The 15,845-nt window shown below is 58.8% G+C and carries 18 protein-coding genes; 17 read left to right on the plus strand and 1 reads right to left on the minus strand.

Annotated features, from left to right (window positions below):
- The first annotated feature begins 355 nt into the window (after positions 1-355).
- A complete protein-coding gene (locus tag E2K80_RS10960; protein ID WP_135375041.1) occupies positions 356-1,060 on the plus strand; it encodes a CoA transferase subunit A in 705 nt (234 codons plus the stop codon).
- Positions 1,060-1,683 (plus strand): 3-oxoacid CoA-transferase subunit B, encoded by a 624-nt coding sequence (locus tag E2K80_RS10965; RefSeq protein WP_135375042.1) that lies wholly within the window; start codon positions 1,060-1,062, stop codon positions 1,681-1,683. Before E2K80_RS10960 ends, E2K80_RS10965 begins: the two co-directional genes overlap by 1 nt.
- Positions 1,684-1,724: 41 nt before the next feature.
- Here E2K80_RS10965 and E2K80_RS10970 read toward each other — a convergent pair whose 3' ends face one another.
- The gene (locus E2K80_RS10970; RefSeq protein WP_135375043.1) at positions 1,725-2,549 is read right to left on the minus strand and encodes a lytic transglycosylase domain-containing protein; all 825 of its coding nucleotides are present in this window, start codon (positions 2,547-2,549) and stop codon (positions 1,725-1,727) included.
- On the opposite strand from E2K80_RS10970, the gene E2K80_RS10975 reads away from it, so the two are divergent.
- From E2K80_RS10975 to E2K80_RS11045, 15 genes are all read left to right on the plus strand, one after another.
- On the plus strand, positions 2,548-2,778 hold the full coding sequence (locus E2K80_RS10975) for a hypothetical protein (protein WP_135375044.1): 231 nt from the start codon (positions 2,548-2,550) through the stop codon (positions 2,776-2,778). The genes E2K80_RS10970 and E2K80_RS10975 overlap by 2 nt on opposite strands.
- A gap of 62 nt (positions 2,779-2,840) precedes the next feature.
- Positions 2,841-3,050, plus strand: coding sequence for a hypothetical protein (locus E2K80_RS10980; protein WP_135375045.1), 210 nt, complete (start codon positions 2,841-2,843; stop codon positions 3,048-3,050).
- Positions 3,051-3,348: 298 nt separating this feature from the next.
- Complete coding sequence (locus E2K80_RS10985; protein ID WP_338014542.1) at positions 3,349-3,516, plus strand: hypothetical protein; 168 nt, start codon at positions 3,349-3,351, stop codon at positions 3,514-3,516.
- Positions 3,517-3,899: 383 nt separating this feature from the next.
- On the plus strand, positions 3,900-4,130 hold the full coding sequence (locus tag E2K80_RS10990; protein WP_135375047.1) for a Flp family type IVb pilin: 231 nt from the start codon (positions 3,900-3,902) through the stop codon (positions 4,128-4,130).
- Positions 4,131-4,352: 222 nt separating this feature from the next.
- On the plus strand, positions 4,353-5,174 hold the full coding sequence (gene cpaB / locus E2K80_RS10995; RefSeq protein WP_135375048.1) for a Flp pilus assembly protein CpaB: 822 nt from the start codon (positions 4,353-4,355) through the stop codon (positions 5,172-5,174).
- Positions 5,175-5,378: 204 nt separating this feature from the next.
- On the plus strand, positions 5,379-6,755 hold the full coding sequence (locus E2K80_RS11000) for a type II and III secretion system protein family protein (RefSeq protein WP_135375049.1): 1,377 nt from the start codon (positions 5,379-5,381) through the stop codon (positions 6,753-6,755).
- A 4-nt stretch (positions 6,756-6,759) separates the two neighbouring features.
- Positions 6,760-7,422, plus strand: coding sequence for an OmpA family protein (locus E2K80_RS11005; protein WP_135375050.1), 663 nt, complete (start codon positions 6,760-6,762; stop codon positions 7,420-7,422).
- A 226-nt stretch (positions 7,423-7,648) separates the two neighbouring features.
- Positions 7,649-8,899, plus strand: a complete 1,251-nt coding sequence (locus E2K80_RS11010) for an AAA family ATPase (protein WP_135375051.1) — start codon at positions 7,649-7,651, stop codon at positions 8,897-8,899.
- A 12-nt stretch (positions 8,900-8,911) separates the two neighbouring features.
- Positions 8,912-10,363 carry a CpaF family protein gene (locus E2K80_RS11015; RefSeq protein WP_135375052.1) on the plus strand — a complete coding sequence of 484 codons (1,452 nt, stop codon included), beginning with the start codon at positions 8,912-8,914 and terminating at the stop codon, positions 10,361-10,363.
- A 6-nt stretch (positions 10,364-10,369) separates the two neighbouring features.
- The gene (locus E2K80_RS11020) at positions 10,370-11,338 is read left to right on the plus strand and encodes a type II secretion system F family protein (protein WP_210405370.1); all 969 of its coding nucleotides are present in this window, start codon (positions 10,370-10,372) and stop codon (positions 11,336-11,338) included.
- A gap of 14 nt (positions 11,339-11,352) precedes the next feature.
- The gene (locus E2K80_RS11025; protein WP_135375053.1) at positions 11,353-12,327 is read left to right on the plus strand and encodes a type II secretion system F family protein; all 975 of its coding nucleotides are present in this window, start codon (positions 11,353-11,355) and stop codon (positions 12,325-12,327) included.
- A 34-nt stretch (positions 12,328-12,361) separates the two neighbouring features.
- Positions 12,362-12,934 carry a tetratricopeptide repeat protein gene (locus E2K80_RS11030; protein ID WP_135375054.1) on the plus strand — a complete coding sequence of 191 codons (573 nt, stop codon included), beginning with the start codon at positions 12,362-12,364 and terminating at the stop codon, positions 12,932-12,934.
- Positions 12,935-12,965: 31 nt separating this feature from the next.
- A complete protein-coding gene (locus E2K80_RS11035; RefSeq protein WP_135375055.1) occupies positions 12,966-13,823 on the plus strand; it encodes a tetratricopeptide repeat protein in 858 nt (285 codons plus the stop codon).
- Complete coding sequence (locus E2K80_RS11040) at positions 13,823-14,320, plus strand: prepilin peptidase (protein WP_135375056.1); 498 nt, start codon at positions 13,823-13,825, stop codon at positions 14,318-14,320. The genes E2K80_RS11035 and E2K80_RS11040 overlap by 1 nt, the downstream gene beginning before the upstream one ends.
- Positions 14,321-14,465: 145 nt before the next feature.
- Positions 14,466-15,782, plus strand: coding sequence for an ATPase (locus E2K80_RS11045; protein ID WP_135375057.1), 1,317 nt, complete (start codon positions 14,466-14,468; stop codon positions 15,780-15,782).
- The last annotated feature ends 63 nt before the right edge of the window (positions 15,783-15,845 follow it).

Genomic DNA, 15,845 nt, shown 5'->3' on the forward strand with positions numbered 1-15,845 from the left:
CGGATAGCAGTTCCGCTTCCCCTAAAGCACCCTGCCTTAAACTTGAATCACAAATGCCCTGCCACGCTTCGCGTTCTCGGGACATTTGTGATGCGCGATGTCTCAGGTTTAAGGCAGCATGCTGTAAAGCCTTTCGAGTTTTCATTGAGACATGATCATCGCTTTTCGCGTTCGAGCCCAAGGGAGAGGCAGCGAACAAGCGATGCAATGTTAACTCGAAAGGCTATAAGCTGAACCGGTTTCGCGGCCACATTATCGCAACGCTGCACGCGCAATTGACTCCGTCACCGCCACACACCAGTGTCATCGCAAAGGCCGGTTTGCGGCAGATTTTCAAGCGGGGGAGCGTCCACTCATGAAAAAGGTATACGGCTCAGCGTCCGAGGCGCTGGACGGGCTGTTATTCGATGGAATGCTGATTGCAGCGGGCGGTTTCGGCCTGTGCGGCATCCCCGAGCTTCTGATCCATGCCATCAACAAGGCAGGCACCAAAGAGTTGAACGTTGCGTCCAACAATTGCGGTGTGGATGATTTCGGCCTTGGCATCCTGCTGGCGGATAAACAGATCAAAAAGATGTTTTCCTCTTATGTGGGGGAGAATGCCGAATTCATGCGGCAATACCTGTCAGGAGAGCTGGAACTCGAATTCAACCCGCAGGGCACGCTGGCCGAACGGATGCGCGCGGGCGGCTGCGGTATCCCCGGTTTCTACACCAAAACCGGTGTCGGCACGGTGATTGCCGAGAGCAAGGAAGTGAAATCCTTCAATGGTGAGGACTATATCCTTGAAGAGGGTATCTTCGCGGACCTCTCCATCGTGAAAGCCTGGAAAGCTGATGAGACAGGCAATCTGATCTTCCGCAAGACCGCGCGCAACTTCAACCCGCCGGCCGCCATGTGCGGCAAGGTCTGCGTGGCCGAGGTGGAAGAGATCGTGCCCCTGGGCGGGCTGGACCCGGACGGCATCCACCTGCCCGGCATCTATGTGCATCGCCTGATCCAGGGTGAACATGAGAAACGGATTGAACAGCGCACCGTGCGCCAGCGGGAGAATGCCTGATGGCCTGGGATCGCAACCAAATGGCCGAACGGGCCGCGGCAGAGCTGGACGACGGCATGTATGTCAATCTGGGGATCGGCATCCCGACCCTGGTCGCCAATTACGTGGGCGACAAGGACATCACGCTGCAATCGGAAAACGGGATGCTGGGCATGGGCCCCTTCCCGTTTGAGGGGGAGGAAGACCCGGACCTGATCAATGCGGGCAAACAGACAATCACCGAATTGCGCCGCACCTCCTATTTCGACAGTGCCACCAGTTTCGGCATGATCCGGGGCGGCAAGATTGCCGCCGCCATCCTTGGCGCGATGGAAGTGGCCGAAAACGGCGATCTGGCCAACTGGATGATCCCCGGCAAGCTGGTGAAGGGCATGGGCGGCGCGATGGATCTGGTGGCCGGTGTCGGCAGGGTGATCGTGGTGATGGACCACACCAACAAACATGGCGACAGCAAACTGTTGAAAGCCTGCACCCTGCCATTGACCGGCAAGGGCGTGGTTGATCGGATCATCACCAATCTGGGTGTGCTGGATGTGGTTCCCGGCGGGCTGAAGATCGTTGAGACCGCCGAGGGGGTCAGCGAAGACGATATCCGCGCCGCGACAGAGGCCACCATCATCTGACAGCCGTCGCGGGGGGATAGCAGGCTGCGATACCCGTTATCTCAGCCGCTGGTCATCGTCTCGAACACGCATCCATCCGAGATCAGCTCCGGCGGCGTCAGGCAAAGCATCCGGGCCACCGCCCATGTGGCCAGCACCTTGGGCACATAGCGGCGTGTCTCGGCATAATCCGGCACGCCGCCTGCATCACGCACCGCCCCCTCGCCCGCATTATAGGCCGCAAGAACCAGAACCGGGTCGCGGTCAAACTCCTCCATCAGCCAGGACAGATAGGCAACGCCGCCCGCGATGTTCTGGGCCGTGTCAAAGACATCCTCAACACCAAAGCGATCTGCTGTGGCCGGGATCAACTGCATCAGGCCCTGCGCCCCCGCATGGCTGACCGCCTGGGGCGCACCGGCAGATTCCACCGACATAATGGCCAGAACCAAGGCAGGCGACACAGAGGTGCCAACCGTTTCCCGCAGGATATCCGCCCCATGGGCACCGGACAGGGCGCGCAACTGCTCCAGCCGGGGCACACCAAGGCCCGCCGTTTCCGGGGCCAGCGACAGATGCGCAAGGGCAGCCTGAAAGCGACCGGCCCCGCCAGCCAGATCAGCAGGTATCTCAGACCAGAACCAATCCGCGACGCCGGACTCGGAAACCGCGGGCTCATCCGGCGCTGCGGGGGCCGGGGCTGCGGCGGGTGTCACCGAAGGGTCGATCTGAATATTGATCCTTGGCCCGGTCTGCCCGGGCGCAGGGGGTGTCACCCGGCGAAAGGTAAACTCCGGGAAGGGCGGCGGATCGGCCGATTGCGCGCCGCCGGGCTGCACAACAAGCGCCGACAGCAAAGCGGCCAGCAAAAAACGGGGAACCTGCATGGGCAAAAACCTGCTGCTCTTTTCCTCACAGGATGCCCGAAATCGGCGGCGAAAGGAATCCCCCCTGGCAAAGGATTTTGCAAAACCCCATGAAAACAAGGGATATCTCCCCATCAGCACCCTGAGAAAGGGTAAAAAGAACGCAAAAGAACCACGAACAATTCTCATAAAAATCCAAGCAAGGCCTAATTTGCGCCGCGATTCCGGTGGAAAAGGTTCATGTCCCTAGGGGGCAAAAGCCCGCAAGGCAAACTGATAGAGACACCGAAACTGAAACTGGAGATTACGATAATGACCGCACTGATCAAAAACTTCGCCAAATCCGAATCCGGCGCCGTGACCGTTGACTGGGTTGTTCTGACCGCAGCCATCGTTGGTCTGGGCCTGGCCGTTATGGCCGTTGTGTCGAACGGCATCAACGACGTTGCCAATGACATCAACACCGCGCTTGAAGACACCGCTACGGGTACTGCTGCAGCGGCCATCACGCTCGACCCCTGAAACCGGTGGTTGATATAAGACTTCTCAAGCTTGGCGAACAACCAAGCCGGGGAAACCTTACACAACAAGGCCGCGCCCCTTTAGGCGCGGCTTTTTGTCGTAAATACGGCAACAATCTATAAAGATTGCTTCCAAAATTTGTCAAAAATGCGCGATATCTGCGCATTTTTGACACATTTCCGACCGATTTTATCACGATTCTGCCCCTGTCTGCTCTTGGGCCCAGCCAGGCCCCTTATCGCCATCATGGGGAGAAACCTGAATGCTGGGCTTGAAGAAGGCTGCCAAATCGTTTGCGATGGATGACGCGGGAATCGTCAGCGTTGATTGGGTTGTATTGACCGCAGCCCTGGTCGGGCTTGGCCTGGCTGTGACCAATGTGGTCGGGTCCGGGCTGGAAAGCCTGTCGGAAGATATCAAAACCCAGTTGATGAGCGATCATGATCGTACCGGCTTCATCGACTGACCCCTGTATCTATCAAGGTCCAAACAGCGTTGGGGGCGCCGCCTGTGCAGGCTGGCGCCCCTGATCTGTTCAGTCACGGCAGTGACGCCATACTCCTGATCATTTGACTTAGAGAGAAATCGTTTATTCTGCACCATCGCTCATCTAAATTCGGCTTCGGAATCAGTATCTTGCCGATCGAGAGGCAGTGAGTTTTAATACAGATTAAACGATTTCTGCTTTAAAACTGCGTCAAGCGGCACCTCTCAGCCGTCGCCACGCCACATTCCTGCCCCAGCCGAAATCGAGATGTTGCAGACCACCCATCGAGGTGTCGGTTGCAGAATGCGCCAGCCTGCAAGACGCGGGCCCACAACATCATGCATCTATGCAGGAGCGAACAGATGACGCTGACCAATATGACATCCTTCTGGGCCGATGAATCCGGTGCCGTAACCGTAGACTGGGTGGTTCTGACCGCCGCCCTCGTAGGTCTGGGACTGGCCGTGATTTCGGTTGTATCCGGCGGGATGGAGGATCTCTCCACCGATATCGGGCAAGCCCTGACAGACACCGATCCGCTGACCGATCCGTTCGATGACAATACGACCTCCACCGAAACCACAACCGAATAGTCGGACCTGAAACAAGACCGGCCCGGGTGACACCGGGCCCGATGACGGGGTGACGGGCCTCGGACAAGATGGCGTTGCAGGCAGGCATATCCTCAATCCTTTCCCAAATACTCCGCCTTGCCACCATGTTTCTGCCCAATTCATGAGCCAGAACGACGGATGAAAAATGACGTGGCGCCATCTTTTGACTGGCGCCGCGAATGGATAATAAGGACCAATCAAATGCGCTTGATTTTCGGGCTTGTCCTCATCGTTGGCGTCACCCTGGCAGGATTTGCGGTTTACGTCGCGCAGGACAGATTTGCACAGTACCAGCAGGCGTTGGCCAGCCAGCGCAACTCGGTCATTGAAACCACCGAGGTCTATGTGGTGAACACACAGTTGCGCTATGGGGAGCAATTGCGCCCTGAAGATGTGACCGCCGTAAACTGGCCCGCAGATCATGTGCCGTTTGGCGCCTTTACCAGCATGGAAGAGCTGTTCCCCGAGGGCCCCGATGAACTGCGCACGGTTCTGCGTATGGTTGAGCGGGATGAACCGATCCTCGTGTCCAAGGTCACAGGTCCCGGTCAGGATGCCGGGGTTGCCTCACAACTGGGTGCAGGCATGCGCGCCTTTGCCCTGTCGGTTGATGTTGCATCCGGCGTGTCAGGCTTCCTGCGCCCCGGTGACCGGGTCGATGTTTACTGGACTGGCAATTCGCGCGGCGAGAATGTCACCCGGCTGATCCGGTCGAATGTCCAGATCATCGCCATCGATCAGACATCTGATGAAGATCGCAACAACCCGACCATCGCCCGGACGATCACCGTCGAAGCCCCCCCTGAAGAGATCGCGGCCCTGGCCCAGGCGCAGGCCTCGGGTCGGTTGACCCTGGCCCTTGTGGGTGTCGATGACGATACGGTCAGCGAAACGATTGAGATCAATCAGGATCAGCTTCTGGGCATTGCGGAAGCCGAACAGGAAACAGGCCAGCGCATCTGCACGGTGCGCAACCGTCGCGGCAACGAAGTGATCGTCACGCCGGTGCCCTGCACCAACTGATCCGAAAACCGCTCATCACGGCCTCCGGTCTCCCTCCCGGGGCCGTGTTCGGTTCCCCCGCCGCTTGAGTTGCGTGGTTTCCGGATCACATAAACGCCACCCTGTAACTGCATGATTATTGCACGGAAAGCCAAATTGAGGCATGGTGTTCGCAATCGGGTACGAAAAATCGGCCCATAACGTGATCAGAGAGGCAGGATCACAATGAGCATTATATCCCTTCTTCGGGCAGGCCTGTTTGGCTGTGCCCTTGTACTGATGCTAGTACCAGATGTGACGCAGGCACAATCTCTTCGCGTTCTTGAAGGAGCAACATCCACGTCTCTGCGGGTTCCGATGAACCGCGCCGTGGTTGTGGAAAGCGATGCCATCTTTGCGGAACTTTCCGTCGCCAATCCGGCCATCGCCGATATCGCGACCCTGTCGGAACGCACGATCTATGTGCTGGGCCGGGCGCCGGGCCGCACCACGATGACCCTTCTGGGCGTCGATGGCAGCCTGATTGCCAATGTCGAGGTGCAGGTTGTGCCCGATGTGGCCGAATTGCGCGAACGCCTGCGGGATATCCTGAACGGTGAACCTGTCGAGGTGCGCACCGCCAATGACGGGATCGTTCTGTCCGGCACGTTGAGCTCTGGGCAAGCCGTTGATCGCGCCATGGAGTTGGCCGAACGATATGCCCCCGACCGTGTCTCAAACCTGATGATGGTCGGCGGGTCGCAGCAAGTCATGTTGCAGGTCCGATTCGCAGAGATGTCGCGCACAGTCCGGCAAAACCTGTCCGCAAGCTTTGGCGCAACTGTAGGGGATGGCCAGATCGGAACCGGCAGTGCAGCGACAAATTTCCCCGCAACAGTCATTAACCCCACAATTGACGGACGGAACGGTGTTTTTGGTGTCACCTTCGGATCAGGCAGCGCCCAGTTTGGCATTCTGCTGGAAGCGTTGGAAACCAATGGCATGGTCCGGACTCTGGCCGAACCGAACCTGACCGCTTTGTCCGGGCAGACCGCAACCTTCCTGGCTGGCGGCGAATACCCTATCCCCGTCTCCACATCAGAAGGTGTGGCTGTCGAATTCAAACCTTTTGGCGTGAATCTCAGCTTCACGCCAACTGTTGTGGATGATGCAGTCATCAACCTTGTGCTCAGCAGTGAGGTCTCTTCCATCGGGGAGATTCAGCCTGGAACAAATGTCCCCTCAATCAACACCCGATCCGCCTCCACAACCGTGGAAATGCGCGACGGGGAAAGCTTTGCGATTGCGGGACTGTTGCAGGATGATTTCCGCGACAGTATCGGGCAGGTCCCATGGCTGGGGGATCTGCCGGTTCTGGGGGCGCTGTTCCGCAGCACCAATTACCAGCGTGAACAGACCGAGCTGGTGATCATCGTGACCGCGCATCTGGTCTCCCCCACCCGCGGTGAAGCCCTGGCGCTGCCAACGGATCGTGTCGCCATTCCGACAGAACGGGAGCTGTTTCTGGGCGGGCATCTAACCGGGTCAGGTTCCAACGGAACTGCGGCCGGAGATGTGGCACAGCAGGATTTCGGCGGTTCCTACGGCTATGTGATGGAGTGAACAGATGGCGATCCTGATCTCCGCGAACCGGACCCGCATCACCCTGAAATATGTCAAATACGCCGTTTTGGGGCTGGCAGGTCTGGCTTTGACGGCCTGTGATCGGCCGGCCGGCGCCCGCATCGACGAAGGCGCCTTTGGCAATCCGACAATGAACAATGTTCTGGTGATGACCGGGCAGCGCAGCTATGTCGAAGACTTGGCGGAACGTTTCGCCGCAGAGGTGCCGACAACCATCAACTTTGCCTTTAATTCGTCACAACTTGACGGATCGGCACGCGCAACCTTACGCCAGCAGGCCAGTTGGATCAGACAATTCCCCGAGGTGCAGTTCAGCGTCTATGGCCATACCGATCTGGTGGGCAGTCAGGCCTATAATCAGCGGCTTGGCCAGCGCCGGGCCCGCACGGCGGTGAATTACCTGGTCAGCCAGGGAATTGAACGCAGCCGGCTCCACGCCCTTGTTTCTCTGGGCGAAACACAACCCATTGTCGCCACCGAGGGACGTGAACGCCGCAACCGGCGGACGGTAACCGAGGTCAGCGGCTTTGTGCAGGACCACCCGATGATCCTTGATGGCCGCTATGCGGTGGTTGTCTATCGCACCTATGCGGACGGCTCCGGAGGCGGGGGTGACGGGGGCGGTGAAGCCGCTGCCTCTGAATAGGCCTGAACGGCATATCACCGCAGATCATATCTGCGGTGATTTCCCAATAGTTTTGGTATTTTGGTCGTATTATTGCCTATTTCTCCCGCCAGAACAGTATCATGGTACAGGGCGATTCCGCATCAGAGCAGCGCGGACATGATCCTGACCCATCTGGCCGATGCAGATTGTTTCGGTCCGGGTGGCGGCAGAACCTGGCGAAGTCAGGCAGTATGGGAATTGAGGAATGGGTGGCGGACTTGCGCTGAAATCTGACCCTGCACCGATCGTGGCTTCCACGATCTCTCGGGATGTCCAGAAGTTCGGTCTCCTGATCGACGATATGGAGGCAGAACTAGGCGAAAGCTGGGGCGATCTGCAGCTGGAGGAAGCCAGAAGCTTCCTTGATCAGACAGAAGCCAATGAACTGGAATTTGTCGCCATCGCCGTGGATCAAAGCGATGAAGACGATATCGGGCTGATCGGCGAGATCATCCGCGCCGCGAAGGCGAAATCCATCAGGGTCATTCTGATCACCGATGGGCTGAGCACTCAAGGTCTGCATCAGCTTCTGAAACTCGGGGCCGATGATTTCGTGCCCTACCCCTTACCCGACCGCGCCCTGCATGATGCGATCAAACGTATCCGCGAACCTCATTCGGTTGCCCTGACGGGCACCGGCGCAGATGGCAGGGCATTTGACCCTGCCCCGCGCATGGATGGCCGCTCGGCGATATTTGCGGTGCAAGGTCTGGCTGGCGGCACCGGCGCCACCACTCTGGCGATAAATCTGGCCTGGGAAATGGCCAATATCGACAAAAAGAAACCGCCCTCGGTCTGCCTGATTGATTTCGACCTGCAATTCGGCTCGACCTCGACATTTCTCGACCTGCCGCGCCGCGAGGTGATTGTCGAAGTCCTGTCAGACGCGCAGGGCATGGATGTGGACAGCTTCAAACAGGCCCTTGTCGAGTATAACGACAAACTGTCCGTCTTCACCGCGCCATCTGAAATCATCCCGCTGGACATGATCAGCCCCGAAGATGTGGAGGCCGTGCTGAACCTGGCCACCGAATGCTTCGACATTGTGGTGATCGACATGCCCGCCAGCGTCGTTCAGTGGAGCGAAACCATTCTGCAGCGTGCGGATGTCTTCTTTGCAATGCTGGAACTCGACATGCGGTCAGCCCAGAACGCAATGCGGTTTATCAAAGCCCTGCAGGCAGAAGAACTGCCGCTTGAGAAGGTGAATTTCATCCTCAACCGCGCCCCGAAAGGCCTCGACCTGAACGGGAAATCGCGCGTCAAACGCCTTGCAGACAGTCTTGGCGTGAAAATCACCACACAACTGACCGATGGTGCACGTCAGGTCACGCAATCTGCGGATCACGGCATTCCACTGGCCGAACTGGCCAAGAAAAACCCATTGCGCAAAGACATCGTGAAACTGGCCAGCGGGCTTTATCAGGCGATGCTTTCAGACGTGGCCACCGGGTAAGGAGAAAACGCGATGTTCTCGAAATACAAGAAACCCGAAAGCGCCAAACCGATTGATGCCGTGGTTGCCGCCACACATACAGATGCCATGCCCGACGAGGTGGCAAGCAAGGTTCAGCGCAAACAGATGGCGCTGGAACAGCCTGCAAAAGCCCCGGCCGAGGCTGCCAGTCTCGACAAGGAAAAAAAGCGCCGCCTGCGGTTGGATGAGATCAAGACGGAGATGCATCACCGTCTGCTTGAAAACCTGAACCTGTCGGCCCTGGAAAACGCCAAAGATACGGAACTGAAGGCCGAGATTACCGCGATCACCTCGGAAGAGCTGAGCGAGATGGGCGTGGTGCTGAACCGCGAAGACCGTCAGACCCTTCAGACCGAGCTTTTCGACGAGGTGACCGGGCTTGGCCCGCTGGAGCCGCTTCTGAAAGACGAAACCGTCAATGATATTCTGGTCAACGGCCCGAACCGCGTGTTTGTGGAACGCGACGGGAAACTGTCTCTGACCGATGTCCGGTTCAAGGATGAACGCCATCTTTTGCGGATCATCGACAAGATCGTCTCTGCGGTTGGCCGCCGGGTCGACGAATCCAACCCCCATGTGGATGCCCGCCTGAAAGACGGCTCGCGGTTCAACGCCATGGTGCCGCCGGTTGCGGTGGATGGATCGCTGGTCTCCATCCGTAAGTTCAAGAAAGAAAAGCTGGGCATTGATGACCTGGTGAAATTCGGCGCCTTTTCCGAAGAAATGGCCGCCTTTCTTCAAGCCGCCTGTGCCTGCCGCCTGAACGTCATTGTCTCGGGCGGAACCGGGTCGGGCAAGACCACCACGCTGAACGCGTTGTCGAGCTTCATCGACAATTCCGAACGCATCCTGACCATCGAGGATACGGCAGAATTGCAACTTCAGCAGGTGCATGTGGGCCGGATGGAAAGCCGCCCGCCCAATGTCGAGGGCAAAGGCGCCGTGACACAGCGCGACTGCCTGCGCAACGCGCTCAGGATGCGCCCGGACCGGATCATCGTGGGGGAAACCCGCGGCGATGAGGTGATCGACATGCTGCAGGCCATGAATACCGGCCATGACGGCTCGATGACCACAATCCACGCCAACTCGGCCCGCGATGCCTGTTCGCGTCTGGAAAACATGATCGCCATGTCCGGCATTGAAATGCCGATCAAGGCGGTGCGCGCGCAGATATCCTCGGCCGTGAACCTGATCGTGCAGGCCTCACGTCTGCAGGACGGCTCCCGCCGGATGGTCTCGATCACCGAGGTGACCGGCATGGAAGGCGAAGTGATCTCGATGCAGGAGGTGTTTCGCTATCAGCGTATGGGCCTGAAACCCGATGGCACGATCATCGGCCGGTTCACCGCCTGCGGCGTGCGTTCGCATTATTCCGAACGGTTCAAACAATGGGGATATGATTTGCCAATGTCGATCTACGATCCCGTAGCGGCGGAGTAACCGGCCATGCAACTGAGCATCGAACCCCTTATCTATATCGGTATATTCGTGGGCGTGATCTTCCTGGTGGAAGGCGTCTATCTGATGGTCTTTGGCAAGTCGATCAGCCTCAGCGCCCGGGTCAACCGGCGCCTGTCCATGCTCGACAAGGGCTCCTCGCGCGAGGATGTGCTGGCCAAACTGCGCAAAGAGCTTGATCAGCATACCCGCTCGCGCACGATCCCGCTTTATTCGCTGATCGCCGACAAGGCACAAAAGGCAAATATCGCCTTCACCCCGCAGCAATTGATCTTGGTGATGATCGGGCTGACATTGGCGGCCTTTCTGTTGCTGACATTGCTGACCGGCGCCGCGCTGCCGATCCGTCTGCTGATCTCGGTCGGGATGGGGGTTGGCGGCGTATTCTACTGGGTCAATTCCAAGGCCAAGAAACGCATCGCGATGATCGAGGAACAACTGCCCGATGCGGTGGAACTGATGGTCCGCGCGCTGCGTGTGGGGCACCCGTTTGTGTCGGCCATCAATACGGTTGCAAAAGAGGTCGCCGACCCGCTTGGCTCTGAACTGGGCATCATCGCGGATGAGGCCGCCTATGGCCGCGATATCGCGGCAAGCATCCAGAACATGGCCGAACGTCTGGACCTGCAGGATCTGCGCTTCATGGCCGTGGCCGTGGGTATCCAGCAGACATCGGGTGGCAATCTGGCCGAAATTCTTGCCGGGCTGGCCGAGGTGATCCGGGCGCGGTTCAAACTGTTCCGAAGGGTCAAGGCCATCACCGCCGAGGCGAAATGGTCAGGCATGTTCCTCTCGGTTTTTCCGGTTCTCTGCCTGATCGGCATCAATGTCGCACAGCCCGATTACTACAGCGAAGTGATGGAGAGCGAGTATTTCATTCCGGCCTGTGCCATGGTGGCGGTGATGTTGTTCATCAACGTCATTTTCATGCGCATGATGGTCAATATCAAAGTTTAAGGACGGGCCGGCCCATGGAATTTCTGCAAAATCTCCTTACCCGCGCCAACGAGGCCATTTCCGGTCTGTTCGGCGATCTGGGGCCGCTGATCGTGGTGGGCGGCCTTGGCTTCCTGCTGGTTCTCATCGCTCTGCCCGCGATCCTGTTTCGCAAGAAAGACCCGCTGGACAAACTGCGCGACAGCCAGAATTTCAAAGATAAGAATGCCGGTCATGCCTTGCGTATCGGCGGCAAGGACCAGCGGCTGGATCGTTTCTCGCAATTTCTGGAACCACAGAATGTGGAGGAACTGAGCCAGGTTCGCCTGACGCTGATCCGCGCGGGGTATCGTTCCAAAGGGGCGGTGCAAACCTTCCATTTCGCGCAATTCGCGCTTGGTCTGGGCCTGCTGGCCCTTGGCACGATCTATGTGCTGATCGCGCCGGGCCTGTCGGGTCAGGCATCGGCCCTGTCGGTGATCGTACCGGGTGCCCTTGGCTATATGGCCCCGAAATACTGGGTGACCAAACGGGTGCAGAAACGCGTCGAAGAGATCACCCAGGGGTTTCCCGATGCGCTGGACCTGATGCTGGTCTGTGTCGAGGCGGGCCAGTCCCTTGACCAGTCGATCATCCGCGTCTCGAAAGAGATGCGCGCCGCCTATCCCGCCCTGTGCGAGGAATTTGAAATCGTCGCCTATGAGATGAAGGCCGGGAAAGACAAAAGCAGGGTTCTGCGCGATATGGGCGAACGGGTGGATATTCAGGACGTGAACAGCTTTGTCACCGTGTTGATCCAATCGGCCACTTTCGGCACCTCGGTCGCCGATGCGCTGCGCGTCTATGCCGCCGAAATGCGCGACAAACGCGTTCTGCGCGCCGAAGAGAAAGCCAATAAACTGCCGACCAAACTGACACTTGGCACAATGATGTTCTGCGTACCGCCCTTGCTGATCATCCTGATCGGTCCATCGGTTTATGGAATCGCCCAGAATCTGGGTGGCGGCTAGGCCGGGCGGGGGGCTTGAACGAGGAGATATGATCATGATGCGGGGGCTCATCATTTTCACGACATTTCTGGGGCTGGCGGCTTGTGGCGACCCCGGCACCGGCCCTTTGGGTCAGGACCGGCAGGGCGTCCCCGCCCCGCCCGGCACCCATGTTCTGCGCAATTCGGTTGACGGGCTGGTTGTCGGCGACCGGCTGATGGAAGCGGGCGAATATGAACTGGCGCTCAGGGCCTATCTGCGCGCCGCCGCCGAAGACGGCACGACGGCGCAACATCTCTCGGCCCTTGGCTCGGCCAATCTGCAACTGGGGCGTCTTGGCCAGGCCGAAGCCTATCTGCGCCAGGCGGTTGAGGAAGACCCCGGTTTCACACCGGCCTGGAACAATCTGGGCGTGGTGCTGATGGAACAGGGCGAATATGGCGAGGCGCGGCAGGTGTTTCAGCATGCTTTCGCGCTGGATAGTGGCCAAACAGACTCCATTCGCGAAAACTTAAGACTTGCTATCGCAAGAATGGAAAATTCAGGCTATATTCCTGACAATAATGAAAACCGCTATGACCTGGAACGTCGGGGCGGAGGACGCTGGATCCTCTCCGAAACACCATGAACATAGCGATCGAGCAGTTAAGAGGTCGCCTATGCGCCTGACCACCCGGATCACTCTGGTTATCGGCTTGTCCGTCGGACTTGCCGCCTGTGGACAAACCGACCGCGCGGATGTGGACCGCGCAATGGACTCGATGAATGTCATCGACGAAACCAATCTCAACGACATCATGCTGACGGTCGCCGACCCCAATGAAGCGGTGGTGTATTTCCAAAGCGCCCTGCGCGACGATCCTGACCGGCTTGATCTGAAACGGGGGCTGGGCCACAGCCTGATTCGCGCCGGGCGCGCCACCGAAGCGGTGATCGTCTGGCGCGAGGTCGCCAATCATCCCGACGCCACAGCGCAGGACCATGTCGATTTCGCCGATGCCCTGATCCGCAATTCTGACTGGGAGGAGGCTGAAACCCAGCTTGATATGGTCCCCCCGACCTTCGAGACCTATGAACGGTACCGTCTTGAGGCGATGATCGCCGACAGCAATCACGAATGGGAAAATGCCGACAGTTTCTACGAAACAGCCGTCGGCCTGACCACCCGGCCCGGCGGTGTGCTGAACAACTGGGGCTTCTCGAAACTGACCCGGGGCGATACCGAGGCCGCCGAGCGCCTGTTCACCGAGGCCATCACCTATGATCCGAACCTGTTCACCGCAAAGAACAACCTGGTTCTGGCCCGCGCGGCACGGGGCAATTACAATCTGCCACTGGTGCAGATGACCCAGATCGAACGGGCACAACTGCTGCACACCGCCGCGCTGGCCGCGATCCGTCAGGGAGAGGTTGATGTGGGCCGCGGTCTTCTGGCCGATGCCATCGACACCCATCCACAGCATTTCGATGCCGCAGTGCGGGCGTTGCGCGCGCTTGATACAGAGGTACGCGCCTGATGTCCCTGACCGTTGCCGAGGCCGCCTGGTTTCTTCCCTTCGTTCTGCCGATCTGCATTTGGGTCGGCTGGTCGGACCTGCGCGAGATGCGCATTCCCAATATCGCGGTTCTGGCACTGGCGGGCGGGTTTCTGGCCGTTGGCCTGATTGTTCTGCCGATGGAGGCCTATCTGTGGCGTCTGGCACAGCTTGGCGGCGTTCTGGTCATCGGCTTTGTCATCACCTCGATCGGCATGGTCGGGGCGGGGGACGCGAAATTCGCCGCCGCCATGGCGCCTTTCATCGCGCCGGGCGACGGGCTTTTCTTCCTGATGCTGTTTTCACTGGTGCTGATCGGCTCCTGGCTGACCCATCGCGGGGCGGCCCGTGTGCCTGCGGTGCGCCGGGCAACCCCCGATTGGGTGTCCTGGGACCGGGGCAAGCTGTTCCCGATGGGGGTGGCTCTTGCCGGTGCGCTGTCCATCTATCTGATCCTGGGCCTGGGTCTCTGGGCCTGATCCACCCTATGGGGCCGGATCAACATACGGGCCTTGCCCTGCAAAACCGGCGGATTGACAGGCCAGCCGATGTTCAGCCGCGGCTTGTTACGCCTCGTTTGTGCCGCATTCCTCCGGCAAAGTCCTGCCAAGCAGAGGGCATAATATGAACGTTCAGACCTCCCCCACCGAAGGCTTTGCACCGGTCGCCCTGCGCAAACTGGGCGATACCGGCCTGCCCATGGTGATGATGCGGGATATCCTGCTGAAAACCATATTCCGCAAGAATGTGGAAACCGCGACCGAGATTTCCGAGGCGATCTGCCTGCCGCTGACCCTGACCACGGCGCTGATCGACATGGCCCGCGATATGGGCCTGCTTCAGGCGACCGGCACGATGCACGCCACATCCGGCTCGGAAATGGGCTTTCAACTGACCGATAACGGCAAGGCCCGCGCCCTTGATGCGCTTAGCCAGTCGGAATATTACGGCGCGATGCCGGTGCCGCTGGACGATTACAAGGCACAGACCAAACGCCAGTCGATCCGCAACATCCACCTGACCCGAGATATGCTTGAGGCCTCGATGGGCCATTTGATTCTGCCCAAAGGCATGATTGATCAGCTTGGGCCCGCCGTGGGATCGGGCCGGTCCGTTCTGCTCTATGGCCCGCCCGGCAACGGCAAATCCTCGATTGCCGAGGGCATTCGCGCCGCCATGGGCGACACGATCTATATTCCCCGCGCGCTCAGCTATGCCGGTCAGGTGATCACGCTTTTCGATCCGATTGTGCATACCCCCATCACCGAACCGGACACCGCCAGCGGCGGTTTGCGCAAATCCTCGGCCCGGTTCGACACCCGCTATCTGCTTTGCAAACGCCCCACGGTGATGACCGGCGGTGAATTGATGCTCAGCATGCTGGACCTGAACTATAACGCGGTCAGCCGCACCTATCAGGCCAGCCTGCAACTGAAAGCCTCGGGCGGGGTTTTCATCGTCGATGACCTTGGCCGCCAGGAGGAACCGCCCCAGGCGCTGATCAACCGCTGGATTGTGCCGATGGAGGTGAATTACGACATCCTCGCCCTGCAATCAGGCGAGAAATTCGAGGTGCCGTTCGACACGCTGGTGATCTTCTCGACCAATTTCCACCCCAATGAACTGTTCGATCAGGCCGCCCTGCGCCGGATTTTCTTCAAGGTGAAGATCGACGGACCGACGCAGGAGGAATTCCTCAAGGTCTTTGCCATGGTCGCGCGCAAGAAGAAGATGCCGCTGAACGAGGAGAGCCTCGTCCATATGCTGAAAGTGCGCTACCCGCAGATCAACAATGTCTATGCCAATTACCACGCGAATTTTCTGATCGACCAGTTGATCGCGATCTGCGAATTCGAGGGGATTCCCTATCAGATGCGCCCCGATCTGATCGACCGCGCCTGGGAAAACATGTATGTCAAAGAGGAAGCGATTACCCACTGATCCCGGCCTGTCGCTTTTTGGATTTAAAGGGTTTCGCAACCAAGCTGGAAAACGCGCGTTTTC

The sequence above is a fragment of the Rhodophyticola sp. CCM32 genome (assembly GCF_004751985.1).
In the GTDB taxonomy this organism is placed as follows: domain Bacteria; phylum Pseudomonadota; class Alphaproteobacteria; order Rhodobacterales; family Rhodobacteraceae; genus Rhodophyticola.

Coding starts and splice junctions, on each gene's coding strand:
- E2K80_RS10975 (WP_135375044.1), top strand. CDS start 2,548: ATGGGCAAAAACCTGCTGCTCTTTTCCTCACAGGATGCCCGAAATCGG.
- E2K80_RS11030 (WP_135375054.1), top strand. CDS start 12,362: ATGATGCGGGGGCTCATCATTTTCACGACATTTCTGGGGCTGGCGGCT.
- E2K80_RS10985 (WP_338014542.1), top strand. CDS start 3,349: ATGGATGACGCGGGAATCGTCAGCGTTGATTGGGTTGTATTGACCGCA.
- E2K80_RS11010 (WP_135375051.1), top strand. CDS start 7,649: ATGGGTGGCGGACTTGCGCTGAAATCTGACCCTGCACCGATCGTGGCT.
- E2K80_RS10980 (WP_135375045.1), top strand. CDS start 2,841: ATGACCGCACTGATCAAAAACTTCGCCAAATCCGAATCCGGCGCCGTG.
- E2K80_RS11005 (WP_135375050.1), top strand. CDS start 6,760: ATGGCGATCCTGATCTCCGCGAACCGGACCCGCATCACCCTGAAATAT.
- E2K80_RS10960 (WP_135375041.1), top strand. CDS start 356: ATGAAAAAGGTATACGGCTCAGCGTCCGAGGCGCTGGACGGGCTGTTA.
- cpaB (WP_135375048.1), top strand. CDS start 4,353: ATGCGCTTGATTTTCGGGCTTGTCCTCATCGTTGGCGTCACCCTGGCA.
- E2K80_RS11020 (WP_210405370.1), top strand. CDS start 10,370: ATGCAACTGAGCATCGAACCCCTTATCTATATCGGTATATTCGTGGGC.
- E2K80_RS11025 (WP_135375053.1), top strand. CDS start 11,353: ATGGAATTTCTGCAAAATCTCCTTACCCGCGCCAACGAGGCCATTTCC.
- E2K80_RS11035 (WP_135375055.1), top strand. CDS start 12,966: ATGCGCCTGACCACCCGGATCACTCTGGTTATCGGCTTGTCCGTCGGA.
- E2K80_RS11040 (WP_135375056.1), top strand. CDS start 13,823: ATGTCCCTGACCGTTGCCGAGGCCGCCTGGTTTCTTCCCTTCGTTCTG.
- E2K80_RS11015 (WP_135375052.1), top strand. CDS start 8,912: ATGTTCTCGAAATACAAGAAACCCGAAAGCGCCAAACCGATTGATGCC.
- E2K80_RS11045 (WP_135375057.1), top strand. CDS start 14,466: ATGAACGTTCAGACCTCCCCCACCGAAGGCTTTGCACCGGTCGCCCTG.
- E2K80_RS10990 (WP_135375047.1), top strand. CDS start 3,900: ATGACGCTGACCAATATGACATCCTTCTGGGCCGATGAATCCGGTGCC.
- E2K80_RS10965 (WP_135375042.1), top strand. CDS start 1,060: ATGGCCTGGGATCGCAACCAAATGGCCGAACGGGCCGCGGCAGAGCTG.
- E2K80_RS10970 (WP_135375043.1), bottom strand. CDS start 2,549: ATGCAGGTTCCCCGTTTTTTGCTGGCCGCTTTGCTGTCGGCGCTTGTT.
- E2K80_RS11000 (WP_135375049.1), top strand. CDS start 5,379: ATGAGCATTATATCCCTTCTTCGGGCAGGCCTGTTTGGCTGTGCCCTT.